Source organism: Rhodococcus sp. USK13, from assembly GCF_018343855.1.
GTDB lineage: Bacteria > Actinomycetota > Actinomycetes > Mycobacteriales > Mycobacteriaceae > Rhodococcus_F > Rhodococcus_F oxybenzonivorans.
Genome location: NZ_CP069242.1, coordinates 3,076,564 through 3,099,878 on the forward strand (window position 1 = coordinate 3,076,564; position 23,315 = coordinate 3,099,878).

The window sequence follows — 23,315 nt, forward strand, 5'->3', positions numbered from 1 at the left end:
ACGCCGGGGCGCGACCGATTGGATATGAGGGGCACAGTGCATATTTCTCGACGGGACTTGTTCCGGTACGCGGCCGCGGGGTCGGCCGTGGCCGGAGTGGCCGCGCTCACTTCCACCCTGACGTCGGGCGCAGTGGCGCACGCCGACAGCCTCGGCACACTCATCGACTACTCGGGCGGAGTGCCGTCTGCAGAGGCGATCAGCGCAGCCGGATACGCCGGGGCCATCCGCTACGTGTCGGACCGGCGACCGGGAGCCGAGTGGATGGTGGGGAAGCCGCTCCGCGCCGACGAGGCGAGCGCTCTGCAAGAGGCGGGGTTGTCTGTCGTGTCGTGCTACCAGTTCGGCAAGGGGTCGACGGCGGATTGGCGTGGCGGGCTCGAAGCCGGAAAACGTCACGCGGAGCGTGGGCTCGAACTCCACCTCGCCGCCGGAGGTCCCGAGAATCGGCCGATCTATGCATCGATCGACGACAATCCGACGCCGGCAGACTTCCTCACCATGATCGCGCCGTATCTCGCGGGGTGGGAATCGGTGGTAGGCAAGGCGAATACGGGTATCTACGCAAATTCGCCGACGTTGGATCTGGCTATCCTCGCCGGACTCGGGTCGTGGTACTGGCAGCACGACTGGGGCACTCCGGAGGGGTACGTTCACCCGAAAGCTCATCTGCACCAGTACGAAATCGATGCCAGAACTGTCGACGGCGTCGGCATCGACCTCAATGACATTCTCGCGCCCGATTACGGCCAGTGGTGAGCGTTCGGGCTCGCTCCGCAGCTAGCCTGTGCCGAGGCGGCTAGTCAGAGATTTTCTCGCCCATCCGAACGAGCCACTCGCGAGCGTCGTCGGGAAGTTTTCCCGCCGTTTCCGCTGCGCGGCACCAGTTCCTGGCTGTGGCGAGAAAATTCAGCGGGTTGTACGCGTCTTCTTCCCGTGACCACAGGTTGTGGCCCGCGTAGTGGAGAATCGTGATATTGGCGGCCGCGTGCACTGAACCGTCTCCGGGATCTTCCATAGGATTGTCGATCTCACAGATCACCCACCCGCGTTCTTCGTCGAGCACGTGCCAGTTCGCGGGAAACTGTGTCATCCGGCTGCCGGGAAACGTCGACATGGTCCGCGTGACCCATGCGCGGATGGCATCGCGACCCTCGAAATTCCCGAACGCGTGTTCCGCATAGGTGGCGTCCTCTGTGAACAGATCGGCGAAGCCGTTCCAATCCCCGAGCTCGACGCACCGGCTGACCGTTCGCTGGTAGTGCGCAAATGCGTCGTTCAGTTCGGCCCGACTCCACGACATCCCCGTGTCCTTCCCTCGTGGCGACCGTAGGGGTGCGCCTACGGAAATAAGAACACGTTTCAGTCGCTTTGTGGGAAAGTTTCCGCTGGGCGAGATGCTGGGTGAAACGCTCGGCGAGCCGGCGGCGATGCATCAGGTGTCACTTCATTCACTTTGACACCGGGAGTTCCACCATGGATCTGCTCATCGATTTCGGCTACACGATCGCCTCCGTCCTCTACACCGCGTTCTTCGTCAACGGGTCGTAGGTCCTTCCTGGGCGACGGGATCAGCCAGGCGAGAACCAGTGTGACCATCGAGGCGATGATCGAGGCGATGAACCCGGTGCGGAAAGCGTCGAGCGACGGGATGACCGCCGTGCCGACGGTGACCGTCATTCCCGCGAGGATCACGCTGACGACGGCTGCCGAGGTGGATGTGCCGATCGACCGCATCAGCGAATTCAATCCGTTGGCCGCCGCCGATTCCGTGATGGGAACCGCACTCATGATCAGGGCAGGCATGGCGGAGTACGACAGGCCGATGCCCGCGCCGATCACCATTCCGGCGAGCAGGACCTGCCAGACCGCCGACACCGCGACGTACGCCACCGCGTAACCGAGCCCGATCACCACGGCGCCGGTCATCAGGGTCACCCTCGGTCCCCGCCAGGCGGAGAGGCGCGCCGACACCGGGGACAGCGCCATCATGACCAGGCCGCCGGGAGCGAGAACCAGGCCCGCGGTGATCATCGACAGGCCGAACCCGTAACCGGTCGACTCCGGAGCCATCAGCAACTGGGGGAACGAGAGGGAGGTGCCGTACATCGCGAAGCCGACGGCAACCGAGGCAAGGTTGGTGAATAGGACGGGAGGTCGCGCGCTCACGCGGAGATCGATCAACGGTGCGGCGGTCCGTAGCTCGAGAAACCCCCACAGAAGCAGGCTCGCGAATGACACCGCGAAGAGTCCGAGGGTCTGCCCGCTCGCCCATCCCCAGTCGTCGCCCTTCGTGATGGGCAGCAGGAACGTGACGAGAACGACGCTCAGGCCGACAGCTCCGAGGAAGTCGAAGCGGCCGGGCCGCCGTACGGGCGATTCGGGAATGACGAGCAAGGTCAGGGCGATACAGGCGCAGCCGAGAACGGCGGACACGACGAACAGCATGTGCCAATCGGTGTAGTGCGCGATGGTCGCGGCGATGGGCAATCCCACGGCGCCCCCGACTCCCAGGGTCGCGCTCATCACCGCCATCGCGCCGCCGACCCTTTTCGGCGGGAGCACGTCGCGAAGGATGGCGATTCCGAGCGGGATCGCGCCGATGGCCGCCCCTTGGAGCGCACGACCCGTCACCATCGGAATCAGTGAGGAGGCCATCGCGCACACCGCCGATCCGAGCACCAGCAATGTGAGGCTCCCGATCAGGGCGCGGCGTTTGCCGAACATATCACCCAGTCGACCGCTGATCGGCGTGACGACGGCGGCGACGAGCAGGGTCGCCGTGACCGCCCAGGACGTATTCGCGGCACTGGATCCCAGGAGGTGGGGCAACTCGGGAATGATCGGTATGACGAGCGTCTGCATGAGCGCCACCACGATCCCGCACGAGCCGAGGACGGCGAGGATGAGGGGTGGTGCGTGCCGCCGGCTTCGGATACCGGCGTTCGGCGGTGGAACGGACATCGACACCTCCCGGGTGTACAGGTTCGGCGCGACGCGTTCACGACACCAGAGATGTGTACCCTACACATCGTGTGTATGGTGCACAACGCCGTCGATCGGGCAGGATGAAGAAAACTTCTGGAGGTGACGGTGTCCGATCGCGAGGCGGTGACGGCCGACATCGAGAACGAGCTGACCTTGTTGTCGAGGCACTACGTGCATTCCCAACGGGCGGGATTGCAGATCGATCGCTCGGCCTACCTGTTGCTCAGCCGCCTCGAACTGGAGCATCCGGTCACTCTCAAAGAGCTTTCGGAGGCGTTCCGCCTCGACATCTCGACGATCAACAGGCAGATCGGGGCACTGCTGCGGCGAGGACTGGTCGAGCGCGTTCCCGATCCCGACGGGGGACTGGCGCGGAAGGTGCAGGCCACCGATCTCGGGCTCGAGCACCTGCGCAGTGATCGACAGCTGAGTCGTAGCGGCGTGGAACGGGTGATCGGCGGATGGAGCGACGGCGATCGTGAAGAGTTGCGTCGACTGCTGTCGAAGTTCAACGCGGAGGTAGAGAATTTGGAAGGCCGGAGCTGGCCCCGCCGGTCGAGGGAAGGGCGGCTGGGGTCGTAGCGCTCAGGACTGCACGTGCGCGGTCGCGTCCCGGGCAAGGTCCGGTTCTTCTGCGATGACCGTGAGTTGGGGATGCTCCTGAGGTGACTCGTGCCATCCCCGCCAGGACATCAGGGACCAGCCCGAGAGTCCGGACAGGGCAGAGCCCAGGCTGGCGAACGAGCCCGTGCTCAGCACCGACCCGATCGAGACAGCCGACCCGATCGACAGGACCGAGCCGACGCTGCCGATCGACAGAACCGAGTAGGCCGACCCGATCGAGAGGATGGACCCTTCCGAGCGAATCGACAGTATCGATCGGTGGGCGTGCCGAGAACGGCGGAACGAGTGCTTGGAGGGCATTCCTCGGTCTACCACGCTGGTCTCGTCGGCACACGGTGATCGGGCCCGGACCGACGAAAAAGGCCCCCGGACTTCCGGGGGCCTTTCGCGAAGTCGAACTGCTATGCGACGCGGAACATACCCACGGTCGGGAGGAAGCTGCACGTGATGGGTGCCGCCCCTTCCTTCTGAGTGGTGAGTCCGCCGGAGATGACGGCGATGACGCGACCGGGGCCGGTGTCGGCAATCGCGGACAGGGTGGCAGGGCCGTCAGGATTGATGCGCGCCTCGTTGGTGAGGTTCTGCGTCTCGCGGCGCTGGTTGTCCAGGTTGATCCACGTGACGGTCAGCGGATTGGGCTGCTCGGCAGCGACCGCACTGGTTCCGAGCGCGGTGAACACGAAGCCGGCTTGTCCGGCCGCAGGTCCGGGCGGCGGGAGCTGCGCGGGTCCGGGCACGGCGAGTGCGGTGCCGACGGAATCGGCGCCCTCTCCGATGCAGCCCTTACCGAGCGTCGGGTACAGGAACTGGGCGATGACGGGTGCGTTGTCCTGCGGAATTTCGGGGCCGCCGCCACCGCTTCCGTCGAGGAACGTGATGACGCGCTCGAGGGTGGACTTGATCTCGGGAGGAATGCCGGGAGACTCGAGAAGGTTGCGTGCCTGCGCGAGAAGCTCGGCCTGCGGGCCTGCAGCGATGTCTTCGGTACCAGCGGCTGCGCCGATGATCGCGGGAGCGAACGATGCGAGCATCTCCACAGGCATGCCCTCGGGCACGGGCGGCGGCGTCGGCTGCGCGGATACCTGTACCGGCACTGCCATCGCTGCTGCTGCGGCAATTGCGAAAGCAGTAAATGCCCTGCGCATACCTCGGGTTCGAAGCACAGTCTCCCCATCCTTGTCATAACAGCGTGAACGACAATCCAATCCACGTCTTACGGCTCGGGGGGCCACTCTATGTACAGCGCCCCCGGGTTGTACAGCTGACGAGTGCATCCCGTGGTAGCTGCGGCGCCCCGGTGGGAGTGTATGGCATGGTGACCCCGGCGGTGATCCTTCCCGGAACCATAGCCTGTGGCTGGTGTGATCAGTGTTGATGGTGATGCAACTGTTACGCGCTGCTACGGACAGAGCGGAGCGTGTGTGGCCGTGCGTCTACGCTGTGCGGGACCGTTTCGGGATCGGCTGAAGCGTCTACACACCTCACGGGAGAGCGCCACACTGTGTCCGACCAAGCAGCGTCCGACGGCGGAGCGGACTCCGAGGACCCCTCTTCTCCCTCGTCGCAACGTGTTTCCGGGAGTCGGGTGCTGTTGCGCTGGGCGCCTGTGCTTCTCGCGTTGTCGGTGCTCGGACGGATGGCGTGGACACTGCTGAGCCCCAACGGGATGAACCTCGTCGACTTACACGTCTACGTCGACGGTTCGGAGGCTCTCGGCGGTGGCAACCTGTACGACTTCACCTATTCGGAAGTGACACCGGACTTTCCACTGCCGTTCACATACCCACCCTTCGCGGCGCTCGTCTTCTTTCCCCTGCACTTCCTGCCGTTCACCCTGGTCGGCGTCTGTTGGCAGTTGCTCACCATCCTCGCGCTGTATGCGTTGGCCCGCATGAGTTTGAGTCTCGTGCTCGGCGCGGCGGCCCGTCGACCTTACTGGCGGACGGTGGCACTTCTGTGGACGACGGTGGGCGTCTGGCTGGAGCCGGTGCGCACCACACTCGACTACGGGCAGATCAATGTCTTCCTCGCCTTGCTCGTGATGACTGCGGTACGTAGTTCACGGTGGTGGCTGTCGGGTGCGCTCGTCGGCTTCGCGGCGGGCATCAAACTGACCCCGGCCATCACGGGGCTGTACTTCCTGCTCCAGCGCAGGTGGAAAGCGGCGGTCTTCTCGGGCGTCGCCTTCGGGGCGACCGTCGGCCTCAGTTATCTCTTGGTCGGTTCCGAGGCCCGCGAGTACTTCACCCACCTCCTCGGGGACGCAGATCGCATCGGTCCGGTCGGTTCGGTATGGAACCAATCTCTGCGCGGGGCATTGTCGAGGCTGCTCGGGTACGACGTCGGAACGGGTGCGGTCTGGGTGGTGGGCGTCGCGCTCACCGTGGTCCTCGCAGTGCTCGCGTGGCGCGCCCTCGCCCGCGACGACAGGTTGGGCACACTCGTCGTCGTGGAGCTGCTGGGACTGCTCGTGTCCCCGATCTCGTGGTCACACCACTGGGTATGGGTGATCCCGATGCTGATCTGGCTTCTTCACGGCCCCTACGGGTCGATGCTCGGTACCCGGGTCGTCGCGGGGTACTGGCTCGTCACGACGCTGATCGGGGTGCCGTGGGTCCTGAGCTTCTTTCAGGACTCGATCTGGCTCATCTCACGGCCTGCGGTGCTCGCGTGGCTCGGCACCGTCGACGTTGTGGGCGCATTCGCCGTGTATGCCTGGATTGCGTGGGCGGGCAGGCGGGCGAAGCTGACGCCTACCCTGCCAGCACGTCGATCTGTGCAGCGAGATCCAGATCGAGCTGTGTGATCCCCCCGGCCGAGTGGGTCGACAAGGTGTAGGTGACCTTGCGCCACCGGATGTCGATGTCGGGATGGTGGTTGGCGGCCTCGGCGGCCGCGGCGACCTTGCGAACCAGTTCGATCGCGTCGATGAAGCTCGGCGACTCGATGGTGCGGACCAGGGAGTCGCCGGTGCGCCGCCACTCGGGCAGTCCGGCGAGTCCGGCATCGATACTTCCATCTGACAGCAACTCGGCCATACCCCATGATGGTGCGGTGTCGACGGAACCTGCAAGACCCGCCACGAACAACGGCGAAGTGGTGGCTGCGGCGATCATCGTCGACGGACGCCTCCTACTCGCCCAGCGGACGCGACCGCCCGAGCTGGCGGGCCTGTGGGAACTGCCGGGCGGCAAGGCCGAAGCAGGGGAGACGGCCGAGGACGCCCTCCGGCGGGAACTGCGAGAAGAACTCGGCGTCGAGGTGGCAGGGGGCACGAGGGTAGGGGACGACGTGCCCCTTCCCGACGGGCGCGTGCTCCGCGCCTACCGGGTGGACCTGGTGTCGGGAACACCGTCCGCGCTCGACCATGCCGAGGTGCGATGGGTGAACGGCCGCGAGCTCGGGGAGATCGACCTGGTCGGCAACGATCAGGGATGGGTGCCGGACCTGCGTCCGTACCTCGACAGTGGAAACTGAGAACAACGATCGATCGGGCCGCCGGCTCAGGTTTTACGGGCCTTCACGAGGCCCTTCTTCAGTTCCTTCTTGGAGGCGCCTTCGTTCTCGAGCTTCTTCATCCGCATGATGACCACCGGGCACTTGAGGCAACGCTTCTTGCTGCGGCAGCACTTCTTCTTCGGCTTGAGGCCCGAGACCTCGGTGGCCTTGATCTTGCCCATGCTCGGCTCGGCCTCCCTAGCTCTGACGGAACACCGGATGCGACGCTCGACCCAGGCTAGCGTGGCCGCGACTTCGTCGGCTGCCGACCTGGGACCGGCTCGCACACTGCGTGGCGCAGATCACTTTACGCTGGTGCCTGATGCCCCTCGACGTCCGCGATGCGCGGAACCGGGCCGCGGGCGGGTAGTATTTACGTGGCCGCGATGCCTGTATGAGCGATTTTGCCATCGCCTCGACGAGGGATTTCTGAATCAGGATGACAATGCGGCCGCCAGAAGGTCGTGCGAGTGAACTTTCGCGTGGCCGAATCAACTCAGCCAGGAGAGCCATCGCGTGACCATCACCAGCTTCCGTAACGTTGCCATCGTCGCACACGTCGACCACGGCAAGACCACTCTCGTCGACGCCATGCTGCGCCAATCGGGGGCTTTCGAGGAGCGCGCCGAGCTGGTCGATCGCGTCATGGACTCCGGCGACCTCGAGCGCGAGAAGGGCATCACCATCCTCGCGAAGAACACTGCCGTCCACAAGCACCATGCCGACGGCAGCGTCACCGTGATCAACGTGATCGACACCCCGGGCCACGCCGACTTCGGTGGTGAGGTCGAGCGCGGCCTGTCCATGGTCGACGGTGTCGTCCTGCTCGTCGACGCCTCCGAGGGCCCGCTGCCGCAGACTCGGTTCGTGCTCCGCAAGGCCCTCGCCGCCTCGCTGCCCGTGATCCTCGTGGTCAACAAGACCGACCGCCCCGATGCCCGCATCGAAGAGGTCGTATCCGAGAGTCACGACCTGCTTCTCGACCTCGCCTCGGACCTCGACGACGAGGCCGCGGAAGCCGCCGAACTCGCTCTCGACCTCCCGGTCCTCTACGCCTCCGGCCGTGAGGGCAAGGCGTCCAAGAGTCAACCCGAGAACGGTCACGCACCGGACGCCGAGAACCTCGACGCCCTGTTCGACGTGCTTCTGAACTACGTTCCTGCACCCAAGGGCAACGTCGACGCGCCACTGCAGGCTCACGTCACCAACCTCGACGCGTCCGCATTCCTGGGCCGCCTCGCGCTGGTGCGCATCCACAACGGCGAGCTGACCAAGGGGCAGACCGTCTCCTGGTGCCGTGAGGTGGACGGCGAGCCCGTCGTCACCAAGGCCAAGATCACCGAATTGCTCGCGACCAAGGGTGTCGAGCGTCAGCCTGCCGAGAGGGCGGTTGCCGGCGACATCGTCGCCGTCGCCGGTTTCCCCGACATCATGATCGGTGACACGCTCGCCGATCTGGAGAACCCTGTCCCGCTGCCTCGGATCACCGTCGACCAGCCCGCCATCTCGGTCACCATCGGCACCAACACGTCGCCGCTCGTCGGCCGGGTCAGTGGGCACAAGCTCACCGCCCGCATGGTGAAGTCCCGCCTCGACCAGGAGCTCGTCGGCAACGTCTCGCTCAAGGTCCTCGACATCGGTCGCCCCGACGCCTGGGAGGTGCAGGGCCGTGGTGAACTCGCGCTCGCCATTCTCGTCGAGCAGATGCGCCGCGAAGGCTTCGAGCTGACCGTCGGCAAGCCGCAGGTGGTCACCCGTCAGGTCGACGGCAAGGTGCACGAGCCCTTCGAGGAGCTCACCATCGACAGCCCCGAGGAGTACCTCGGTGCCATCACCCAGCTGCTGGCCAACCGCAAGGGCAAGATGGTCCAGATGGCGAACCACGGCGCAGGCTGGGTTCGGATGGAGTTCATCGTCCCGTCGCGTGGGCTCATCGGTTTCCGCACCGACTTCCTCACCGAGACCCGCGGCACCGGCATCGCCAATGCGGTGTTCCACGGTTATGCACCGTGGGCCGGCGAGATCCGGGCACGCCACACCGGTTCGCTCGTCTCGGACCGCACCGGCACCGTCACCCCGTTCGCGATGATCCAGCTGGCCGATCGCGGCACCTTCTTCGTCGAGCCCGGCGCCGATACCTACGAGGGCATGGTCGTGGGTATCAACCCGCGCCAGGAGGACCTCGACATCAACGTCACCCGCGAGAAGAAGCTGACCAACATGCGTCAGTCCTCCGCCGACGTGATGGAGACCCTCGCCAAGCCCATCAAGCTCGAACTCGAGGGCGCGATGGAGTTCTGCGCCGGCGACGAGTGCGTCGAGGTCACCCCGGAGGTCGTGCGGGTGCGCAAGGTGCACCTGTCTGCCACCGACCGCGCCCGTGAGCGTTCGCGTTCCAAGGCCCGCGACAAGGCGGCCCTGTAGGTCCCGCGTCCGACCACGTAAGACACAACCGGGCGAATGTACCTTCGGTCGATCGCCGACCGAAGGTACATTCGCCCGAGGGTTTCCGGAGCCTTCCGGTATCTCTGAGGAAAGGCGGCGCGGTGGTTTCTGGGGGTTCGATCGACAGGGCGTGGGGAGTTCGGCGTCGAAGGCGTGGCAACGGGCTCGTGACCACCGCGGTGTTTCTCGCAGTGTCCACGACGGTCCTCACCTCGTGTACGGCCGACCCGCCGCCTCCCGTCGAGAGCACCGACAGCCCCAAACCCACCGTCTCACCCACGGAGAAGCAGCCCGTCGTGGTGGCCATCGACGACGTCGGCAGTGGATTCAACCCGCATCTCCTGTCGGATCAGTCGCCGGCGAACTCCGCCGTCAGTGCACTCGTCCTCCCGAGTCCGTTCCGCCCGGTTCCCGACCCGCAGCGTGTGGGCGGCAGTAACTGGATCCCCGATACCTCGCTCGTGATGTCCGCCGAGGTCTCGTCGCAGGAACCGTTCACCATCACCTATCAGTTGCGCAACGAAGCGCAATGGTCCGACGGTGCGCCCATCGCCGCGGAGGATTTCCGCTACCTGTGGCAGCAGATGATCAGCGCCCCGGGAGCCGTCGACCCGGCCGGCTATCAACTCATCGAGGACGTGCGGTCGTCGGGCGGTGGCAAGACCGTGAACGTGGTGATGAAGTCCGCGTACCCGGCGTGGCGAGAGCTGTTCACCGACCTCCTGCCGTCGCACCTGATCAAGGATTCGCCGGGGGGATTCGCCACCGGGCTGTCCGAGAACATTCCGGTGTCGGGCGCACACTTCCACATCAAAAACATCGACCGCGGTCGCGACGAAATTCTGCTCGAACGTAACGATCGATTCTGGGACAAGCCGGCGACCCCGGACCAGATACTCATGCGGCGTGACGGAACCCCCGCGCAGCTCGCCGACTCGATGCGCAACAACGACACGCAGATCGTGCAGATTCACGGCGGCACAGCCACTTCCGCGCAACTCGCGGCGATCCCGACCGTGCGCACGGGTGCGTCGTTCCAGCCGCGAGGGCTGTCGCTGACCCTCAACGGACGGGTGCCCGAACTCGCGGACGTCCGGGTGCGGCGGAGTCTGCTGGACTTGCTCGATACCGACCTTCTGGCGGTCGTCGGGGCGGGAAGCGAAGCGGCCGCCGTTCCCACCCGCTCGCAGGTGTACGCCCCGTCCGACCCGGGATACACCGCTACCGCCCCCGCGCGCCCGTCCCGCGAACAGGTGCTGGCGCAGCTCGCGGAGTACGGCTATGTCTCCGACATTGCCGCGCCCACTCCCGATCCCGCCGCAACCGTGCCGCAGGCGAGGCTCGTCCGCGGTGGCGTGCCGCTCTCGCTAGTCATCGGAACTCCGGAGGGGGATGACACCGCCAGTGCTGTCGCGAACACGGCTGCCGACCAACTGCGTGGTGCCGGAGTGGACGCCAGTGTGCAATCCATACCCGCGGAAGAGTTGTACGGAGAAGCGTTGACGAGCGGCGAGATCGGCGCCGTCGTCGGATGGTCCCGCGACGGTTCCGATCCGGCAACCGCGCTGGCCTCCCGGCACAGTTGCCCGCCCGCCGCAGCGACGAACACGCCAGCTCGAGCCGAAGGGGCTGCACCGGAAGGGAATTCCGCCGCAGAGGCGGAAGCGCCGTCCAATCTGTCCGGCGTGTGTGACCCGTCGCTGCAGCCCGCGATCGACGCCGCGTTGCGCGGTGCGGGTGACGTATCCCAGGCTCTGGCCGACGCAGATCGCCGACTGTGGGATCTTGCTGCCGTGCTGCCGATCATGCAGGACCGCACGTTGGTGGCGGTAGGGCCGGGCGTCGAGGGAGTGTCGCTGTCGGGCGCTGTGCCGGTAGGAATTTTCAGTGACGCGGCCGGTTGGAGCAGGATCGAGGAATGACCGATCGACGCCTTCTCTTCATCCATGCCCATCCCGACGACGAGACGATCACCACCGGTGGCACCATCGCACATTACGCCGCCGAGGGTGTCGAGGTACACGTCCTGACCTGCACGCTGGGTGAGGAAGGCGAGGTGATCGGGGACGAGTGGGCCGGGCTCGTTGCCGGTGCCGCCGATCAGCTCGGCGGATACCGGATCGGCGAACTGAGGTCTGCACTGTCGATTCTCGGCGCCGGACGGCCACGGTTCCTGTTGGGGGCGGGGCACTTTCGCGATTCGGGAATGGCGGGTACGCCCTCGGCAGCCCATCCGCGCGCCTTCGTCAACGCCGACAAAGAAACGGCGATCGCAGCCTTGGTGGCGGTCATCCGGGAGCTGCGACCGCACGTCGTCGTCACCTACGACGAGCACGGCGGCTACGGGCACCCCGACCACATCCAGGCGCATCGCCTCACGGAGGCAGCGGTGGAGGCGTCGGGGACGACGACATTTCCCGACGCCGGTGAACCGTGGCCGGTGGCCAAGCTGTACTGGACGGTCACCGAGGCGAGCGCGCTCGAACCGGGGATCTGCCGAATCGGCGACCTCCCCGAAGGATGGCGACTGCCCGAGCCCGGCGAACTACCGAGCGTGCCCGACTCCCAGGTCACCACGGTGATCGACGTGCAGGCGGTGCTGGACGCCAAGCAGGCCGCACTCGCGGCCCATGCCACGCAGGTGACGGTGGCGCCCGGAGGTGCCGAGTTCGCGCTCTCCAACGCCGTCGCCCAGCCGATCCTTCCGGAGGAACACTTCGTGCTGGCCCGTGGTCGGTCGGGGGAGGTCGACGACCGTGGTCGTGAGCGTGACCTCTTCGCCGGTGTAGAACTCTGACCTCTGCGGTGCCGGGCACGACCGCACTTAACTGTGACTCGCATTACGTATTACACTGTGGCGCACATCACGCAGCGGCTCAGTCCGAGTCCGTGTGACGCCCGTCAGGAGAGGTCTTCGATGTACAACTGGGATGTTCAGAACGCCATAGTGGCGTTCGTCGACACGCTGAAGCCGTCATGGCCCGCTCAGCGCGAGCTGTACTACAGCGTGCTGTATGGATTTGCCGACATGCAGAGTCACTTGCTGACCCTGCTCGGCTACCCGCCGGTCCCCTGATCCACTATTGACACATGGCCGTCGGCACCGCAGAAAAACGTGAACATACGGACGTTCTGGCAAGGGCCACCCTTGCCCTGCTGGTGTTCGACGGCCTTTTGTGTGCTGTCCTCGCCGTACTCTTTCTCCCGCTGTACCTCGGGGCGACGCCGTTCCCGGTGAGCATCCTCGTCGCCGGAGCGGTCAATGTGGCACTGGTGATCGCAGCGCGGTCCGCGACCGGCCGGGTGGGCGCCGCAGCCCTCCCACTCGTCGGGTGGATCGTGGGGTTCCTGCTCTGCATGCTCGGCGGGCCGGGCGGCGACGTCCTCCTGCTCGCGTCCGTGTGGACCCTGCTGCTATTTCTCGGCGCGTTGATTCCGCCTGCCGCATATCTCTGGAAGGTCGGGTCGCCGCTGCCGCCCACGTCCCCAGTTCCTGCCTGAGCGTCTGGACCTCTCGGTACCCGACCTTCAGTACGCGACCGGGTGCTGCGGCTGATACACCATCATCTCGCCGGCGCCGGGAATTCTCAGCGCGGTGGTCAAGCCGTATCCCTCGTCGCGAACGTCGCGGGTGAACTCGGCGCCCTTCGCCTTCAACTCGGCAACCGTCGCCTCGATGTCGTCGCAGACGAGCGAAATCTCATGGTGAGGCTGCGTCGACCACGGCTCCCCGCCGCGGTCGTCCGAGGTGGGATGCACGCCCATCTCGGACGGGCCCGTGCGGAAGATGAGCCAGCCGCCTCCCGCGTCCACGTGGTCCCAGCCCAGCACGTCGCGGAAGAAATCGCGGGCAGCTTCGGCGTCGTCGGCATAGACGAGCGTGTGCACGGCAGTGATCATCTCGTCAGCATAAGCCGGAACGTCCGTCACACTGGGACAATGTCGAACGATGAACTTGCGGGACTGACCATCGCCGTCACCGCCGAACGCCGAGCCGCGGAGTTCGTCACGCTGCTCGAACGTCACGGTGCCACCGTGACGCACACACCTGCCATCCATGTGCTGCCGTTGGTCGACGACTCCGATCTGAAAGCACGAACGGCCGACATCATCACCTCTCCGCCGGACCTCGTCGTGATCAGCACGGCCGTCGGCTTCCGAGGGTGGATGGACGCCGCACGCGCCTGGGGTAACGACGAGGCCCTCGTCAGCGCGTTGAGCTCGGCACGCATCATCACCCGCGGTCCCAAAGCCAAGGGCGCCGTACGCGGTGCGGGCCTGCGGGAGGAGTGGTCGCCGGAGACGGAGTCGTCCGAGGAAGTGTCGCAACACCTCATCGCCGAGGGAGTGAGGGGGCTACACGTTGCGGTCCAACTACACGGCACGATCACGGAGTGGGAACCGATCACCGACTTGAGTGTCTCCCTGGCCGAGGCGGGCGCGCGGACCACCGCGGTGTCGGTGTACCGGTGGATACGGCCCGTCGATCAACGACCCCTGCGGGCGCTGGTCGACGGCATCGCCGGTGGTGACGTCGACGCGGTCACCTTCACCAGCGCGCCGGCGGTGTCCTCGCTGCTGAGCACTGCGAAGGACGTCGGACGCGTCGACGCTCTCGTCCGCGCGTTCAACGGGCCGGTGGCCGCGATATGCGTCGGCTCGGTAACGGCGTCGCCTCTCACCGTGCTCGGTGTCGACACTATGCAACCCGCCCGCTCACGGCTGGGCAGCATGGCCAAATACATCATCGAGGAACTGCCGAACCGGCGGTAGCACCCTCCGGGTGTCGCACGAACGGGCGGGATCACCCCATCAACCCGGCCGCATGTGCGGCGTCGGAGAGCACCGACTCGAGCATCGCGGGGGTGAGCCGGCCGGTGAAGGTGTTCTGCTGGCTGACGTGGTAACACCCGAACAGGTGCAGAGGACCGGTCCGGCCGGCGAGTTCGACGTGGGCGCCGTGGCCGAACTTCGGGCGGGGTCGCGGGACGACCCATCCGGCGTCCTCCAGCACGGGCAGCAGTGCCTGCCAGCCGAATCCGCCGAGCACGATCACCGAGCGCAGCCGCGGCTGCAGGATCTTCAATTCGGCGTCGAGCCAGCGACGGCAGGTCTGCCGTTCCACAGGCGTGGGTTTGTTGTCGGGCGGCGCGCAGTGCACGGGTGCCGTCACCCTGGTGCCGAACAGTTCGAGGCCGTCACCGATGTGCGTGGCGGTCGGCTGACTTGCCAGACCGACGGTATGCAGCGCCGCGTAGAGGAAGTCTCCGCTGCGGTCGCCGGTGAACATCCGCCCCGTCCGGTTTCCGCCGTGGGCGGCAGGAGCGAGTCCGACGATCAGCATGGCGGCGTCGGGTGGTCCGAATCCCGGAACGGGTCGGCCCCAGTATGTTTCGTTCCGGTAGGCGGCGCGCTTCTCGAGGGCCACCTTTTCTCGCCACTCCACCAGACGTGGGCAGGCGCGGCAGTCGACGAGTTCGGCGTCGAGACGCGCAAGATCGTTCAGCGGCGCGCCCACACGTCACCTCCGCCTGGAGTCACGGACTCGACGAGAGTCCACGCCTGATCGGCGGGGAGGTCGATCACGAGGTACTTTCCGGTGCCCGCGGGGGTGGCGGCGATGACGGTGGCCACCCCCGACCGGCGTTGGAAGAACGTCTGGCGGACGGTCCAACCGATGATGCCGTTCGCCTCGAGGCTGTCGCGGGCCCGGTCGAGGGAGCCGCTGCGGGTGATCAGCCAACCGGGAAGAACTGCGTGGCCGAGCCCGCGGTACCGGTCCCAGGCGAGGGCGGCTCCGGCGACCATGGCGACCCCGATTCCTGCCCACACGGGCCAGATCACCGGCCGGCCGTCCGCCGTAAGGACGAGCGCGGCGAGCAGTGCGACACCCGCCGGGATCAGAGCCCTCGTGAAGCGCCGCCGTCGTGCGGCAGCTCCGTGCGGTCTCAGTGCGACCGCGGCTTGACGACTGTCTCCGATCACCGTGGCCATCACCCGTTCGGCTTCACGGCGCGGCGCCTGGGGAAGCAGAAGCGAGGACTCGTGTTTCTCGGCGCTGACCCCGGTCATGACGGCGTCGAGCCGGGCACCGCCGGCCAGCCGGAGAAGCAACGGCTCTTTCAGGGTCGTGCCCCGCAACCGTGCACGGTCGAGCGTCGTCTGCCGTGTTTTCAGGAGTCCGTGGCTGACGTGCAGTGTCCGTCCGTTGTCGGTGAGCGTCAGGTTGCCGTACGCCAGGAGATAGCGAATGCATGCCAGTGCACTGGCAGCGATCAGGAGTACGACGACTCCGAAGACCACCACGAGCGCGATACCGAGCCGCTCGGCCGATTCGATACCTTCGGTCACCGTCGAGGACCGTGCGATCTCGCGGGCGAACCCGTACTGGAATGCGATGCCGACGATCGCGCCGATGGTGACCACGCCCGTCACGGAGAACGGGGCGTATCGAACCCAGGAGGGCCTCCAGTGCCCGATCTCGTGTACGGGACGCTCGGCGGCGATCGTGCCGGGTCCGGGCACTGTTTCGGGTGTGTGGGAGAGCAGTGCGGTGCGCAGATCCGGTACGAGGGCGGCGGAGAGGGCATTGAGTTCGAACTTCGCCGCGTCCGGTTTGGAACCGACCTGTTGTCCCGTGCCGATCCGGACGATCGACAATCCGAGCAGGCGATGCAGCACTCCCGCTTCGACATCCACCGAGCGGATGCGGTTTCGGGGAATGGAGAGGAGTCGTTTGCGGAAAAGTCCCTGCCTCAATTGCACGTGGACGGGACCGATGCGGTAGCTCGTGGTGAACCAGCGCGAGAGGCCGAGTGTCACGAACGCCGCCACCGCGATCAGACCCCACACGTGGTTACCACTCTGGCTGCCGACGACCAGCGACAGCAGCAGCACGGGCAGCAGCTTCACGAACTCGCTCACCGGGTGGACCAGCAGCATCCGCCGATCCAGGCGGAGCCACGGTTGTTCTGCCTCGGCAGCGGCCGCGGCCTCGCCGTGCGCGAGGGGAGGCGCGACTCCGGGCGGCGGCGCAGTCATGTGGCGTCGCCGACGTTGGTTCCGGCGATCTCGGTGAGCTGGGCCACGGTGCGATCTGCGGTGTCCTGGTCGAGGGCGGTGATCTTGACCGCACCGGCCGACGACGCCGTGGTCACGGTGACCGTGGCGAGACCGAGCATGCGGTCGATCGGCCCGCGTTCGGTGTCGACCGTCTGCACCCGGGAGATCGGGGCGATGCGCCGTTCCTGCGTGAACCACCCGGTGCGCGTGTATACGGCGGTGTCGCTGATCTCCCAGCGATGCACGCGATAGCGCCAGAACGGAACGACGGTGACATGCGACAGGGCGAGGACGACAGTGACCGCTGCAACGCTGATCTGAGCCCAGGTCGGCCACCAGCTGCCGACGAAGGCACCCACCGCCTGGAGGGCGAAGACCGGGAGCCACAAGAGTGCGGCGTTGATGGCCCACAGCTGCCTGGCTCGGGGGCTGGGCCGCCACAGCGGATCGGCCATGGTGACGGTAGCGGGCGCACTCATGCCCCTACTTTGGCCGTGCACCGGCATTCTGTCGAGAACAGACCTATCGTGAGAGGACCCCCGAAGCGAAAGGAGCGCAGACATGACGTCATTCGATGCGGCCAACTCTCCGGAGGTTCCCGAGGCCGACCGTTTGGAGCAGGATCTGGCCGTCGACGACGAGCCCACTGACGAGGTACAAGAGGTGTCGTCCTTGGAAGTGAACGAGGCGGATGCCGCGGAGCAGAGCCGAGTCGTCCCGGACGACGAAGACTATCCGCGCGAATAGCGATACCGGCCGCTCGGGGGAGTCTGGGTGGCACGTGCGCGAGTGGGTGGCGCATGATCGCTGGGTGACCCATTCAGGTGAAGAGACCGGCCGGCCCACCATGCTTCCCATACCGGGTATTCCAGCTGCGACCTCGACTGGCGCATCGGTGCAGGAAGCGGCACCTTCTGCCTCGGCTATGCGGCGTGTGTTGCGGCGTGCCCGGGACGGCGCGACGTTGAATGTCGACGAGGCCACTGTTCTGTTGCAGGCGCGTGGCGACGATCTGGTCGATCTGTGTGCGTCGGCGGCGAAGGTGCGCGATGCGGGGTTGCTGGCGGCGGGCAGACCCGGGGCGGTCACGTATTCACGCAAGGTGTTCATTCCGTTGACGCGGTTGTGCCGCGACAAGTGCCATTACTGCACGTTCGTGACCGTGCCGGGCAAGCTGCGGGCCGAGGGCCGGGGTGCGTATCTCGAGCCGGACGAGGTGCTCGAGATCGCCCGCCGGGGCGCGGAACTGGGGTGCAAGGAGGCCTTGTTCACCTTGGGAGATCGTCCCGAGGATCGGTGGCCCGAGGCCAAGCAGTGGCTCGACGAGCGCGGCTACGATTCGACGCTCGACTACCTGCGGGCCATGTCGATCCGGGTGCTCGAGGAGACCGGGCTGCTGCCGCACCTCAATCCCGGGGTGATGAACTGGGAAGAGATCTCCCGCCTCAAGCCGGTGGCGCCCTCGATGGGGATGATGCTCGAGACCACGGCCACCCGGTTGTTCACCGACAAGGGCGAATGCCATTATGGCAGCCCGGACAAGGATCCGGCGGTGCGGCTGCGCACGCTCACCGACGCCGGGCGGTTGAACGTGCCGTTCACGACGGGAATTCTGGTGGGCATCGGCGAGAGCGTGCGCGAGCGGGCCGAGTCGATCATGGCGATCCGCAAATCGCACAAGGCGTTCGGGCACATCCAGGAAGTGATTATCCAGAACTTCCTGGCCAAACCGGATACCGCGATGCGCGATGCCCCCGATGCCGGTCTCGAGGAATTCCTGGCGTCCATTGCGGTATCGCGGCTGCTGCTGGGTCCGGGGATGCGGATCCAGTCGCCGCCCAACCTGGTCTCGAACACCGAATGCGCCGCGTTGCTCGGTGCCGGTGTCGACGACTGGGGTGGGGTGTCGCCGTTGACCCCCGACCATGTGAACCCCGAACGCCCGTGGCCGAATCTGGACACCCTGGCCGAGATCACCGCGCAGGCCGGGTTCGTGCTCACCGAGCGCACGGCGGCGCAGCCGCAGTTCGTGCTCGCCGGCTCGCCGTGGATCGATCCGCGGATCCTCGGGCACGTGCAGGCCCTCGCCGAGCCGGACACCGGGTTGGCCCGGCCGGACACGATCCCGGTCGGATTGCCGTGGCAGGAGCCGGACGAGTCGTGGGAGTCGACCGGGCGGGTGGATCTGCACACCGGAATCGACACCGACGGCCGCAACACCGACACCCGAAGCGATCTGGGCAGTGCGTTCGGGGACTGGGAGACCGTCCGTGAGCAGGTCCTCGAACTCAGTGGCCCGGTGCGGGTGGACACCGATGTCCTCGCGGCGTTGCGCAGCGCCGAACGCGATCCGGCCGGATGCACCGACGACGAGTACCTGGCCCTGGCCACCGCCGAGGGGCCGGGTCTCGAGGCGATGGTGGCGCTGGCCGACGCCCTCCGCAAGGAGGCCGTCGGGGACGAGGTCACCTACGTGGTGAACCGGAACATCAACTTCACCAACATCTGCTACACCGGCTGCCGGTTCTGCGCGTTCGCGCAGCGCAAGGGTGATGCGGATGCGTTCACCCTGTCGACGTCCGAGGTCGCGGACCGGGCGTGGGAGGCGCACGTCGCCGGGGCCACCGAGGTGTGCATGCAGGGTGGCATCGACCCGGAGCTGCCGGTCACCGGGTACGCCGATCTGGTGCGGGCGGTGAAGGCGCGGGTGCCGTCGATGCACGTGCATGCGTTCTCTCCGATGGAGATCGTCAACGGTGCCGCCAAGGGTGGGCAGAGCATCCGGGACTGGCTCACCGAGTTGCGGGAGGCGGGTCTGGACACGATTCCGGGCACGGCGGCGGAGATCCTCGACGACGAGGTCCGTTGGGTGCTGACCAAGGGGAAGTTGCCCACGGCCACCTGGGTCGAGGTGGTCACCACGGCGCACGAGGTGGGGCTGCGGTCGAGTTCGACGATGATGTACGGCCACGTCGACAACCCGAAGCACTGGGTGGGGCATCTGCGGGTGCTGCGCGGGATCCAGGACCGGACCGGTGGTTTCACCGAGTTCGTGCCGTTGCCGTTCGTGCATCAGAGCGCGCCGCTGTATCTCGCGGGTGCCTCGCGGCCGGGCCCGACCAACCGCGACAACCGCGCCGTCCATGCCCTGGCAAGGATCATGCTGCACGGGCGGATCCCGAACATTCAGACCAGTTGGGTCAAGCTCGGTGTCACGGGTACTCAGGTGATGTTGCAGGGCGGTGCCAACGATCTCGGCGGCACCCTGATGGAGGAAACCATCTCCCGGATGGCGGGGTCCGAGCACGGTTCCGAGAAGACCGTCGCCGAACTACGGGCCATCGCCGAGGGCATCGACCGCCCGGCACGCGAACGCACCACCACCCACGCCCGACGCGAAGGAAGGTCACCCGCAGCATGAGCGATACGGATCGGCTCGGAGACGACAAGGTCGTCGCGATACTGGATCGGGCCGCGCGCGGCATCAACCCTGTGCTCGATCTGGCACTGACGGACCCGTTCGGGATCAAGGGCCGGACGTTCGTCCCGACACCGGAGGAGCGCAGCGCCGCAGAAGCCCTGCTCGACGGCATCGCCTGGGTGCTGGACACCATCCAGTTCCCGGGAACGGCTTCGTGGGAGAAGGCAAGCGACGACGAACGCGCTCGGTGGTGGGTGACGCGCATCGGGGCACTCAACACGGTCGCGGTCGCGTTCCCGGGCATGTTCGGCGTTCTCCTGAACCGATTGCCCATCCGAGACCTGCTCGGGTTCGCGAACCAGGCTCTCGTACTCGTCGCCGTTGCGCGGGAGCACGGTGTGACCGAGCGGGCCGAGCAGGTGGAGCTACTGGCGTCGGTGCTGTGCCGGCGTGACGCCGATGCTCGCGCCCTGTCTGCCGAGGGTGACGAGCCCGGTCCCGTCCCAGGGGAGTCGTCGTGGCGTCCGTTCGCACTGATGGGCGTCTTGTGGCGCACGGCCCGCACGCTGCGTGCACTCACCACCGAGCTCGATCAACGGCCGGGGCCGGGTCGCACCTACTCTCTGCTCGGCAACGTGCCGGTGATCGGTGTGGTGGCCGCGTATCTCGGTGAACGGGGAGCGCTGGCGCGGGCGGCGAAGCAGGGTGAGCAGTGGATCAGCTCCCACGCGGCGCTTACCCCAGGACTGCGCCGGGTCAGGTAACCCTCAGCGAAAAGTGGGAGTCCGGGCAGGGGATAATAGGGTCTTCTGCGGGTCTTCCGCAGCTCGTTGGTGGCGTCAGAAAGGCAGGGAGAGCGGCAGTGCCCTACACGATTGCTGAACCGTGCGTAGATGTGTTGGACAAGGCATGTATCGAGGAGTGCCCTGTCGACTGCATCTACGAGGGCGGGCGGATGCTCTACATCCATCCCGACGAGTGTGTGGACTGCGGTGCCTGTGAACCTGTCTGCCCGGTAGAAGCAATCTTCTACGAAGACGACGTCCCGGAACAGTGGAACGGCTATATCGCCGCCAACGTCGATTTCTTCGACGACCTCGGATCCCCCGGTGGCGCAGCAAAGTTGGGCAAGGTCGATTTCGACCCGCCGTTCATCAAGGCGTTGCCGCCCATGGGCGAGGACTAGATGTGCCGCGTATCTCGGTAGCCAAGGCACTGCCCGACTTTCCCTGGGACTCACTCGAGTCGGCCAAGGCGAAAGCACTCGCGCACCCGGGCGGCATCGTCAACCTGTCGGTGGGCACGCCCGTCGATCCCGTTGCGCCGATCATCCAGGAGGCGCTGGCCGCGGTCGCGGCCGTCCCCGGATATCCGACGACGCACGGTACGGAGGAGTTGCGTGTCGCTGCCGTCGAGTCGCTGAAACGCCGGTACGGGATCGCCGGGATCGATCCGGTTTCGGTGCTCCCCGCCATCGGTACCAAGGAACTGATCGCGTGGCTGCCCAGCCTCCTCGGGCTCGGGTCCGACGACCTGGTGGTCATTCCGGAACTCGCGTATCCCACGTACGAGGTGGGGGCGCTTCTCGCGGGTGCCCGCGTGATCCGCGCCGACGGGCTCAACCGGTTGGGGCCGGAGGCTGCGTCCCTCATCTTCGTCAATTCGCCGTCCAACCCCACCGGTAAGGTGCTGGGCCTCGAACATCTGCGCAAGGTGGTCGACTGGGCGCGGCGGCGCGGCGCCCTCGTCGTCTCCGACGAGTGCTACCTGGGACTTACCTGGGAGGGTGAGGCGCTGTCGATCCTCGACGAGCGGGTGAACGACGGCGATCTCACCGGCTTGCTCGCCGTGCACTCCCTGTCGAAGACGTCGAATCTCGCGAGCTACCGCGCCGGATTCGTCACCGGTGATCCCGTGCTGGTTGCCGAACTCCTCGAGGTGCGCAAGCACGCTGGGATGATGGTGCCACTGCCCATCCAGTCGGCGATGACAGCCGCGCTGTCCGACGACGAGCACGAGAACGAGCAGCGCGAGCGCTATCGTCGTCGCCGCGACATCCTCCTCGCCGCAGTACGGGGTGCCGGATTCACCGTCGACGATTCCGAGGCCGGGCTCTACATCTGGGCCACCCGCGGTGAGTCGTGCCGCGACACCGTCGAGTGGTTCGCCGACCGCGGCATTCTCGTCGCCCCGGGGGAGTTCTACGGTCCCCGCGGCGGCACGCATGTGCGGATTGCCTTGACTGCCAGTGACGAGCGGATCGAGGCGGCGGCCGAGCGGTTGCGCTGAGGTGCGGTGGTTTGCGGTGACAGGATTGTGTCCGTGAACCTGGACGATGTCGCCGACGAGTTGTATGGCCTCGACCCTGGTGAGTTCGTCTCGGCCCGCACTGCCAGGGTGGAAGCGGCCCGCGAGACCGGGGATCGTGCGATGGCCAGCGCAATCGGGAAGCTGCGGAAACCGACAACGGTGGGGTGGCTGGTCAACCTACTCTCGCGCGAGTTGCCGGAGGAGGTGGGCGCGCTTTTGCAGTTGGGTGAGGCGCTTCGGGACGCCCAACGCCATCTGTCGGGGCCGGACCTTCGGAAACTGTCCGCCCAACGGCAGCAGGCAGTGAGCGCCCTGGCTCGCCGGGCGGGGGACATTGCGGCCGAGCGCGGGCGGCAGGTCGGTGAAGACGCTTTACGCGAGGTGGGGCAGACGCTCACAGCGGCGCTCGCCGATTCCGGCACGGCGGATCAGGTTCGGCTCGGCCGGATGGTGACTGCTGCGAGTTACAGCGGTTTCGGCCCGGCCGGACTGAGTGTCGTTTCGGAGAAGCTTGCGAAGAAGAGCGAGAAATCGGCGAGCCCGACCGCGTCGGACGGGGGTTCGTCCGCGAAGTCGACGACCGAGTCCAAGCCGAAATCGGCTACCGAGTCCAAGCCGAAGTCGGCATCCCGGAAGGACACGAAGTCGGAGGCGCGCAAGCGCGACGCCGAGCGGGCGGCTGCAAAGACGGAGCTCGCCGAGGCCACGTCGCAGGCGGAGGAAATCCGGGGCGCGCTGAGCAGTGCACGGTCGGAACTCGAACAGGCGCGCTCGACGCTGGCGGAGATCGACCGGCGCATCGAGGAGTTGCGCGCGGAACTCGAACACGCTGAGCAGGAACGACAGTTCACCCGGAACGCCGAGAAGGCGTCGGCGGAGAGCGTGCGTCGGACGGAACGGGAACTCGACCGGGCCGAACAGCGGATGGACGAAGCGAAGCAGGCGGTCCGGGATCTTCGGTGAACAC

At 66.6% G+C, this 23,315-nt stretch carries 26 protein-coding genes; 16 read left to right on the forward strand and 10 right to left on the reverse strand.

What is annotated here, in order from left to right; genetic code table 11:
- Positions 1 to 24 precede the first annotated feature (24 nt).
- Positions 25 to 759, forward strand: coding sequence for a DUF1906 domain-containing protein (locus JQT59_RS16640; protein WP_213577021.1), 735 nt, complete (start codon positions 25 to 27; stop codon positions 757 to 759).
- A gap of 40 nt (positions 760 to 799) precedes the next feature.
- Here JQT59_RS16640 and JQT59_RS16645 read toward each other — a convergent pair whose 3' ends face one another.
- Both JQT59_RS16645 and JQT59_RS16650 read right to left on the reverse strand, forming a co-directional pair.
- Positions 800 to 1,303: a nuclear transport factor 2 family protein gene (locus JQT59_RS16645; RefSeq protein ID WP_213577022.1), complete on the reverse strand. Its 504-nt coding sequence runs from the start codon at positions 1,301 to 1,303 to the stop codon at positions 800 to 802.
- A gap of 59 nt (positions 1,304 to 1,362) precedes the next feature.
- The gene (locus JQT59_RS16650) at positions 1,363 to 2,964 is read right to left on the reverse strand and encodes an MFS transporter (RefSeq protein ID WP_213577023.1); all 1,602 of its coding nucleotides are present in this window, start codon (positions 2,962 to 2,964) and stop codon (positions 1,363 to 1,365) included.
- 123 nt (positions 2,965 to 3,087) lie between these two features.
- Here JQT59_RS16650 and JQT59_RS16655 point away from each other — a divergent pair, with 123 nt between their 5' ends.
- Positions 3,088 to 3,570 carry a MarR family winged helix-turn-helix transcriptional regulator gene (locus JQT59_RS16655; RefSeq protein WP_213577024.1) on the forward strand — a complete coding sequence of 161 codons (483 nt, stop codon included), beginning with the start codon at positions 3,088 to 3,090 and terminating at the stop codon, positions 3,568 to 3,570.
- 3 nt (positions 3,571 to 3,573) lie between these two features.
- Here JQT59_RS16655 and JQT59_RS16660 read toward each other — a convergent pair whose 3' ends face one another.
- On the reverse strand, positions 3,574 to 3,912 hold the full coding sequence (locus JQT59_RS16660; RefSeq protein ID WP_213577025.1) for a hypothetical protein: 339 nt from the start codon (positions 3,910 to 3,912) through the stop codon (positions 3,574 to 3,576).
- Between the two features lie 101 nt (positions 3,913 to 4,013).
- Positions 4,014 to 4,757 carry an Rv1157c family protein gene (locus JQT59_RS16665; protein ID WP_109331925.1) on the reverse strand — a complete coding sequence of 248 codons (744 nt, stop codon included), beginning with the start codon at positions 4,755 to 4,757 and terminating at the stop codon, positions 4,014 to 4,016.
- 356 nt (positions 4,758 to 5,113) lie between these two features.
- Between JQT59_RS16665 and JQT59_RS16670 the strand changes: the two genes are divergently transcribed.
- Positions 5,114 to 6,418 (forward strand): mannosyltransferase, encoded by a 1,305-nt coding sequence (locus JQT59_RS16670; RefSeq protein WP_213577026.1) that lies wholly within the window; start codon positions 5,114 to 5,116, stop codon positions 6,416 to 6,418.
- On the opposite strand, the gene JQT59_RS16675 is transcribed toward JQT59_RS16670, so the two are convergent.
- Positions 6,366 to 6,650, reverse strand: coding sequence for a 4a-hydroxytetrahydrobiopterin dehydratase (locus JQT59_RS16675; RefSeq protein WP_213577027.1), 285 nt, complete (start codon positions 6,648 to 6,650; stop codon positions 6,366 to 6,368). The two genes, JQT59_RS16670 and JQT59_RS16675, sit on opposite strands and share 53 nt — an antisense overlap.
- Positions 6,651 to 6,708: 58 nt before the next feature.
- On the opposite strand from JQT59_RS16675, the gene JQT59_RS16680 reads away from it, so the two are divergent.
- Positions 6,709 to 7,089: a (deoxy)nucleoside triphosphate pyrophosphohydrolase gene (locus JQT59_RS16680; protein WP_213577799.1), complete on the forward strand. Its 381-nt coding sequence runs from the start codon at positions 6,709 to 6,711 to the stop codon at positions 7,087 to 7,089.
- A 26-nt stretch (positions 7,090 to 7,115) separates the two neighbouring features.
- Here the strand turns inward: JQT59_RS16680 and JQT59_RS16685 are convergent, their stop codons facing one another.
- Positions 7,116 to 7,292 carry a hypothetical protein gene (locus JQT59_RS16685; RefSeq protein ID WP_201453443.1) on the reverse strand — a complete coding sequence of 59 codons (177 nt, stop codon included), beginning with the start codon at positions 7,290 to 7,292 and terminating at the stop codon, positions 7,116 to 7,118.
- A gap of 334 nt (positions 7,293 to 7,626) precedes the next feature.
- Here JQT59_RS16685 and typA point away from each other — a divergent pair, with 334 nt between their 5' ends.
- From typA to JQT59_RS16710, 5 genes are all read left to right on the forward strand, one after another.
- Positions 7,627 to 9,534 carry a translational GTPase TypA gene (gene typA / locus JQT59_RS16690; RefSeq protein WP_109331922.1) on the forward strand — a complete coding sequence of 636 codons (1,908 nt, stop codon included), beginning with the start codon at positions 7,627 to 7,629 and terminating at the stop codon, positions 9,532 to 9,534.
- Between the two features lie 122 nt (positions 9,535 to 9,656).
- The gene (locus JQT59_RS16695) at positions 9,657 to 11,477 is read left to right on the forward strand and encodes an ABC transporter family substrate-binding protein (RefSeq protein WP_213577028.1); all 1,821 of its coding nucleotides are present in this window, start codon (positions 9,657 to 9,659) and stop codon (positions 11,475 to 11,477) included.
- Positions 11,474 to 12,352: an N-acetyl-1-D-myo-inositol-2-amino-2-deoxy-alpha-D-glucopyranoside deacetylase gene (gene mshB, locus JQT59_RS16700; protein ID WP_213577029.1), complete on the forward strand. Its 879-nt coding sequence runs from the start codon at positions 11,474 to 11,476 to the stop codon at positions 12,350 to 12,352. Before JQT59_RS16695 ends, mshB begins: the two co-directional genes overlap by 4 nt.
- A gap of 120 nt (positions 12,353 to 12,472) precedes the next feature.
- On the forward strand, positions 12,473 to 12,631 hold the full coding sequence (locus JQT59_RS16705) for a hypothetical protein (protein WP_204164781.1): 159 nt from the start codon (positions 12,473 to 12,475) through the stop codon (positions 12,629 to 12,631).
- Positions 12,632 to 12,645: 14 nt separating this feature from the next.
- Positions 12,646 to 13,056, forward strand: coding sequence for a hypothetical protein (locus tag JQT59_RS16710; protein WP_213577030.1), 411 nt, complete (start codon positions 12,646 to 12,648; stop codon positions 13,054 to 13,056).
- A 27-nt stretch (positions 13,057 to 13,083) separates the two neighbouring features.
- Here JQT59_RS16710 and JQT59_RS16715 read toward each other — a convergent pair whose 3' ends face one another.
- Positions 13,084 to 13,455, reverse strand: coding sequence for a VOC family protein (locus tag JQT59_RS16715; protein ID WP_109331918.1), 372 nt, complete (start codon positions 13,453 to 13,455; stop codon positions 13,084 to 13,086).
- A 39-nt stretch (positions 13,456 to 13,494) separates the two neighbouring features.
- On the opposite strand from JQT59_RS16715, the gene JQT59_RS16720 reads away from it, so the two are divergent.
- Entirely contained in the window at positions 13,495 to 14,328 is an 834-nt protein-coding gene (locus tag JQT59_RS16720) for a uroporphyrinogen-III synthase (RefSeq protein WP_213577031.1), read from the forward strand.
- A gap of 31 nt (positions 14,329 to 14,359) precedes the next feature.
- Here JQT59_RS16720 and JQT59_RS16725 read toward each other — a convergent pair whose 3' ends face one another.
- The 3 genes from JQT59_RS16725 to JQT59_RS16735 are packed head-to-tail and all read right to left on the reverse strand — an operon-like array spanning position 14,360 to position 17,096.
- Positions 14,360 to 15,073, reverse strand: a complete 714-nt coding sequence (locus tag JQT59_RS16725) for a uracil-DNA glycosylase (protein ID WP_213577032.1) — start codon at positions 15,071 to 15,073, stop codon at positions 14,360 to 14,362.
- A complete protein-coding gene (locus JQT59_RS16730) occupies positions 15,058 to 16,596 on the reverse strand; it encodes a PH domain-containing protein (protein WP_213577033.1) in 1,539 nt (512 codons plus the stop codon). Before JQT59_RS16730 ends, JQT59_RS16725 begins: the two co-directional genes overlap by 16 nt.
- Positions 16,593 to 17,096 carry a PH domain-containing protein gene (locus JQT59_RS16735; RefSeq protein WP_213577034.1) on the reverse strand — a complete coding sequence of 168 codons (504 nt, stop codon included), beginning with the start codon at positions 17,094 to 17,096 and terminating at the stop codon, positions 16,593 to 16,595. Before JQT59_RS16735 ends, JQT59_RS16730 begins: the two co-directional genes overlap by 4 nt.
- 82 nt (positions 17,097 to 17,178) lie before the next feature.
- Between JQT59_RS16735 and JQT59_RS16740 the strand changes: the two genes are divergently transcribed.
- The 6 genes from JQT59_RS16740 (at position 17,179) to JQT59_RS16765 (ending at position 23,311) form a co-directional block, all read left to right on the forward strand.
- Positions 17,179 to 17,364, forward strand: coding sequence for an Rv3202a family protein (locus JQT59_RS16740; RefSeq protein ID WP_213577035.1), 186 nt, complete (start codon positions 17,179 to 17,181; stop codon positions 17,362 to 17,364).
- A gap of 100 nt (positions 17,365 to 17,464) precedes the next feature.
- Positions 17,465 to 20,038 carry a bifunctional FO biosynthesis protein CofGH gene (locus tag JQT59_RS16745; protein ID WP_249354627.1) on the forward strand — a complete coding sequence of 858 codons (2,574 nt, stop codon included), beginning with the start codon at positions 17,465 to 17,467 and terminating at the stop codon, positions 20,036 to 20,038.
- Positions 20,035 to 20,802 (forward strand): hypothetical protein, encoded by a 768-nt coding sequence (locus JQT59_RS16750; protein ID WP_213577036.1) that lies wholly within the window; start codon positions 20,035 to 20,037, stop codon positions 20,800 to 20,802. Before JQT59_RS16745 ends, JQT59_RS16750 begins: the two co-directional genes overlap by 4 nt.
- 98 nt (positions 20,803 to 20,900) lie before the next feature.
- The gene (gene fdxA, locus JQT59_RS16755) at positions 20,901 to 21,224 is read left to right on the forward strand and encodes a ferredoxin (protein WP_213577037.1); all 324 of its coding nucleotides are present in this window, start codon (positions 20,901 to 20,903) and stop codon (positions 21,222 to 21,224) included.
- 2 nt (positions 21,225 to 21,226) lie between these two features.
- A complete protein-coding gene (gene dapC / locus JQT59_RS16760; protein WP_109331902.1) occupies positions 21,227 to 22,327 on the forward strand; it encodes a succinyldiaminopimelate transaminase in 1,101 nt (366 codons plus the stop codon).
- A gap of 33 nt (positions 22,328 to 22,360) precedes the next feature.
- Positions 22,361 to 23,311 carry a hypothetical protein gene (locus JQT59_RS16765; protein WP_213577038.1) on the forward strand — a complete coding sequence of 317 codons (951 nt, stop codon included), beginning with the start codon at positions 22,361 to 22,363 and terminating at the stop codon, positions 23,309 to 23,311.
- Positions 23,312 to 23,315: the final 4 nt, after the last annotated feature.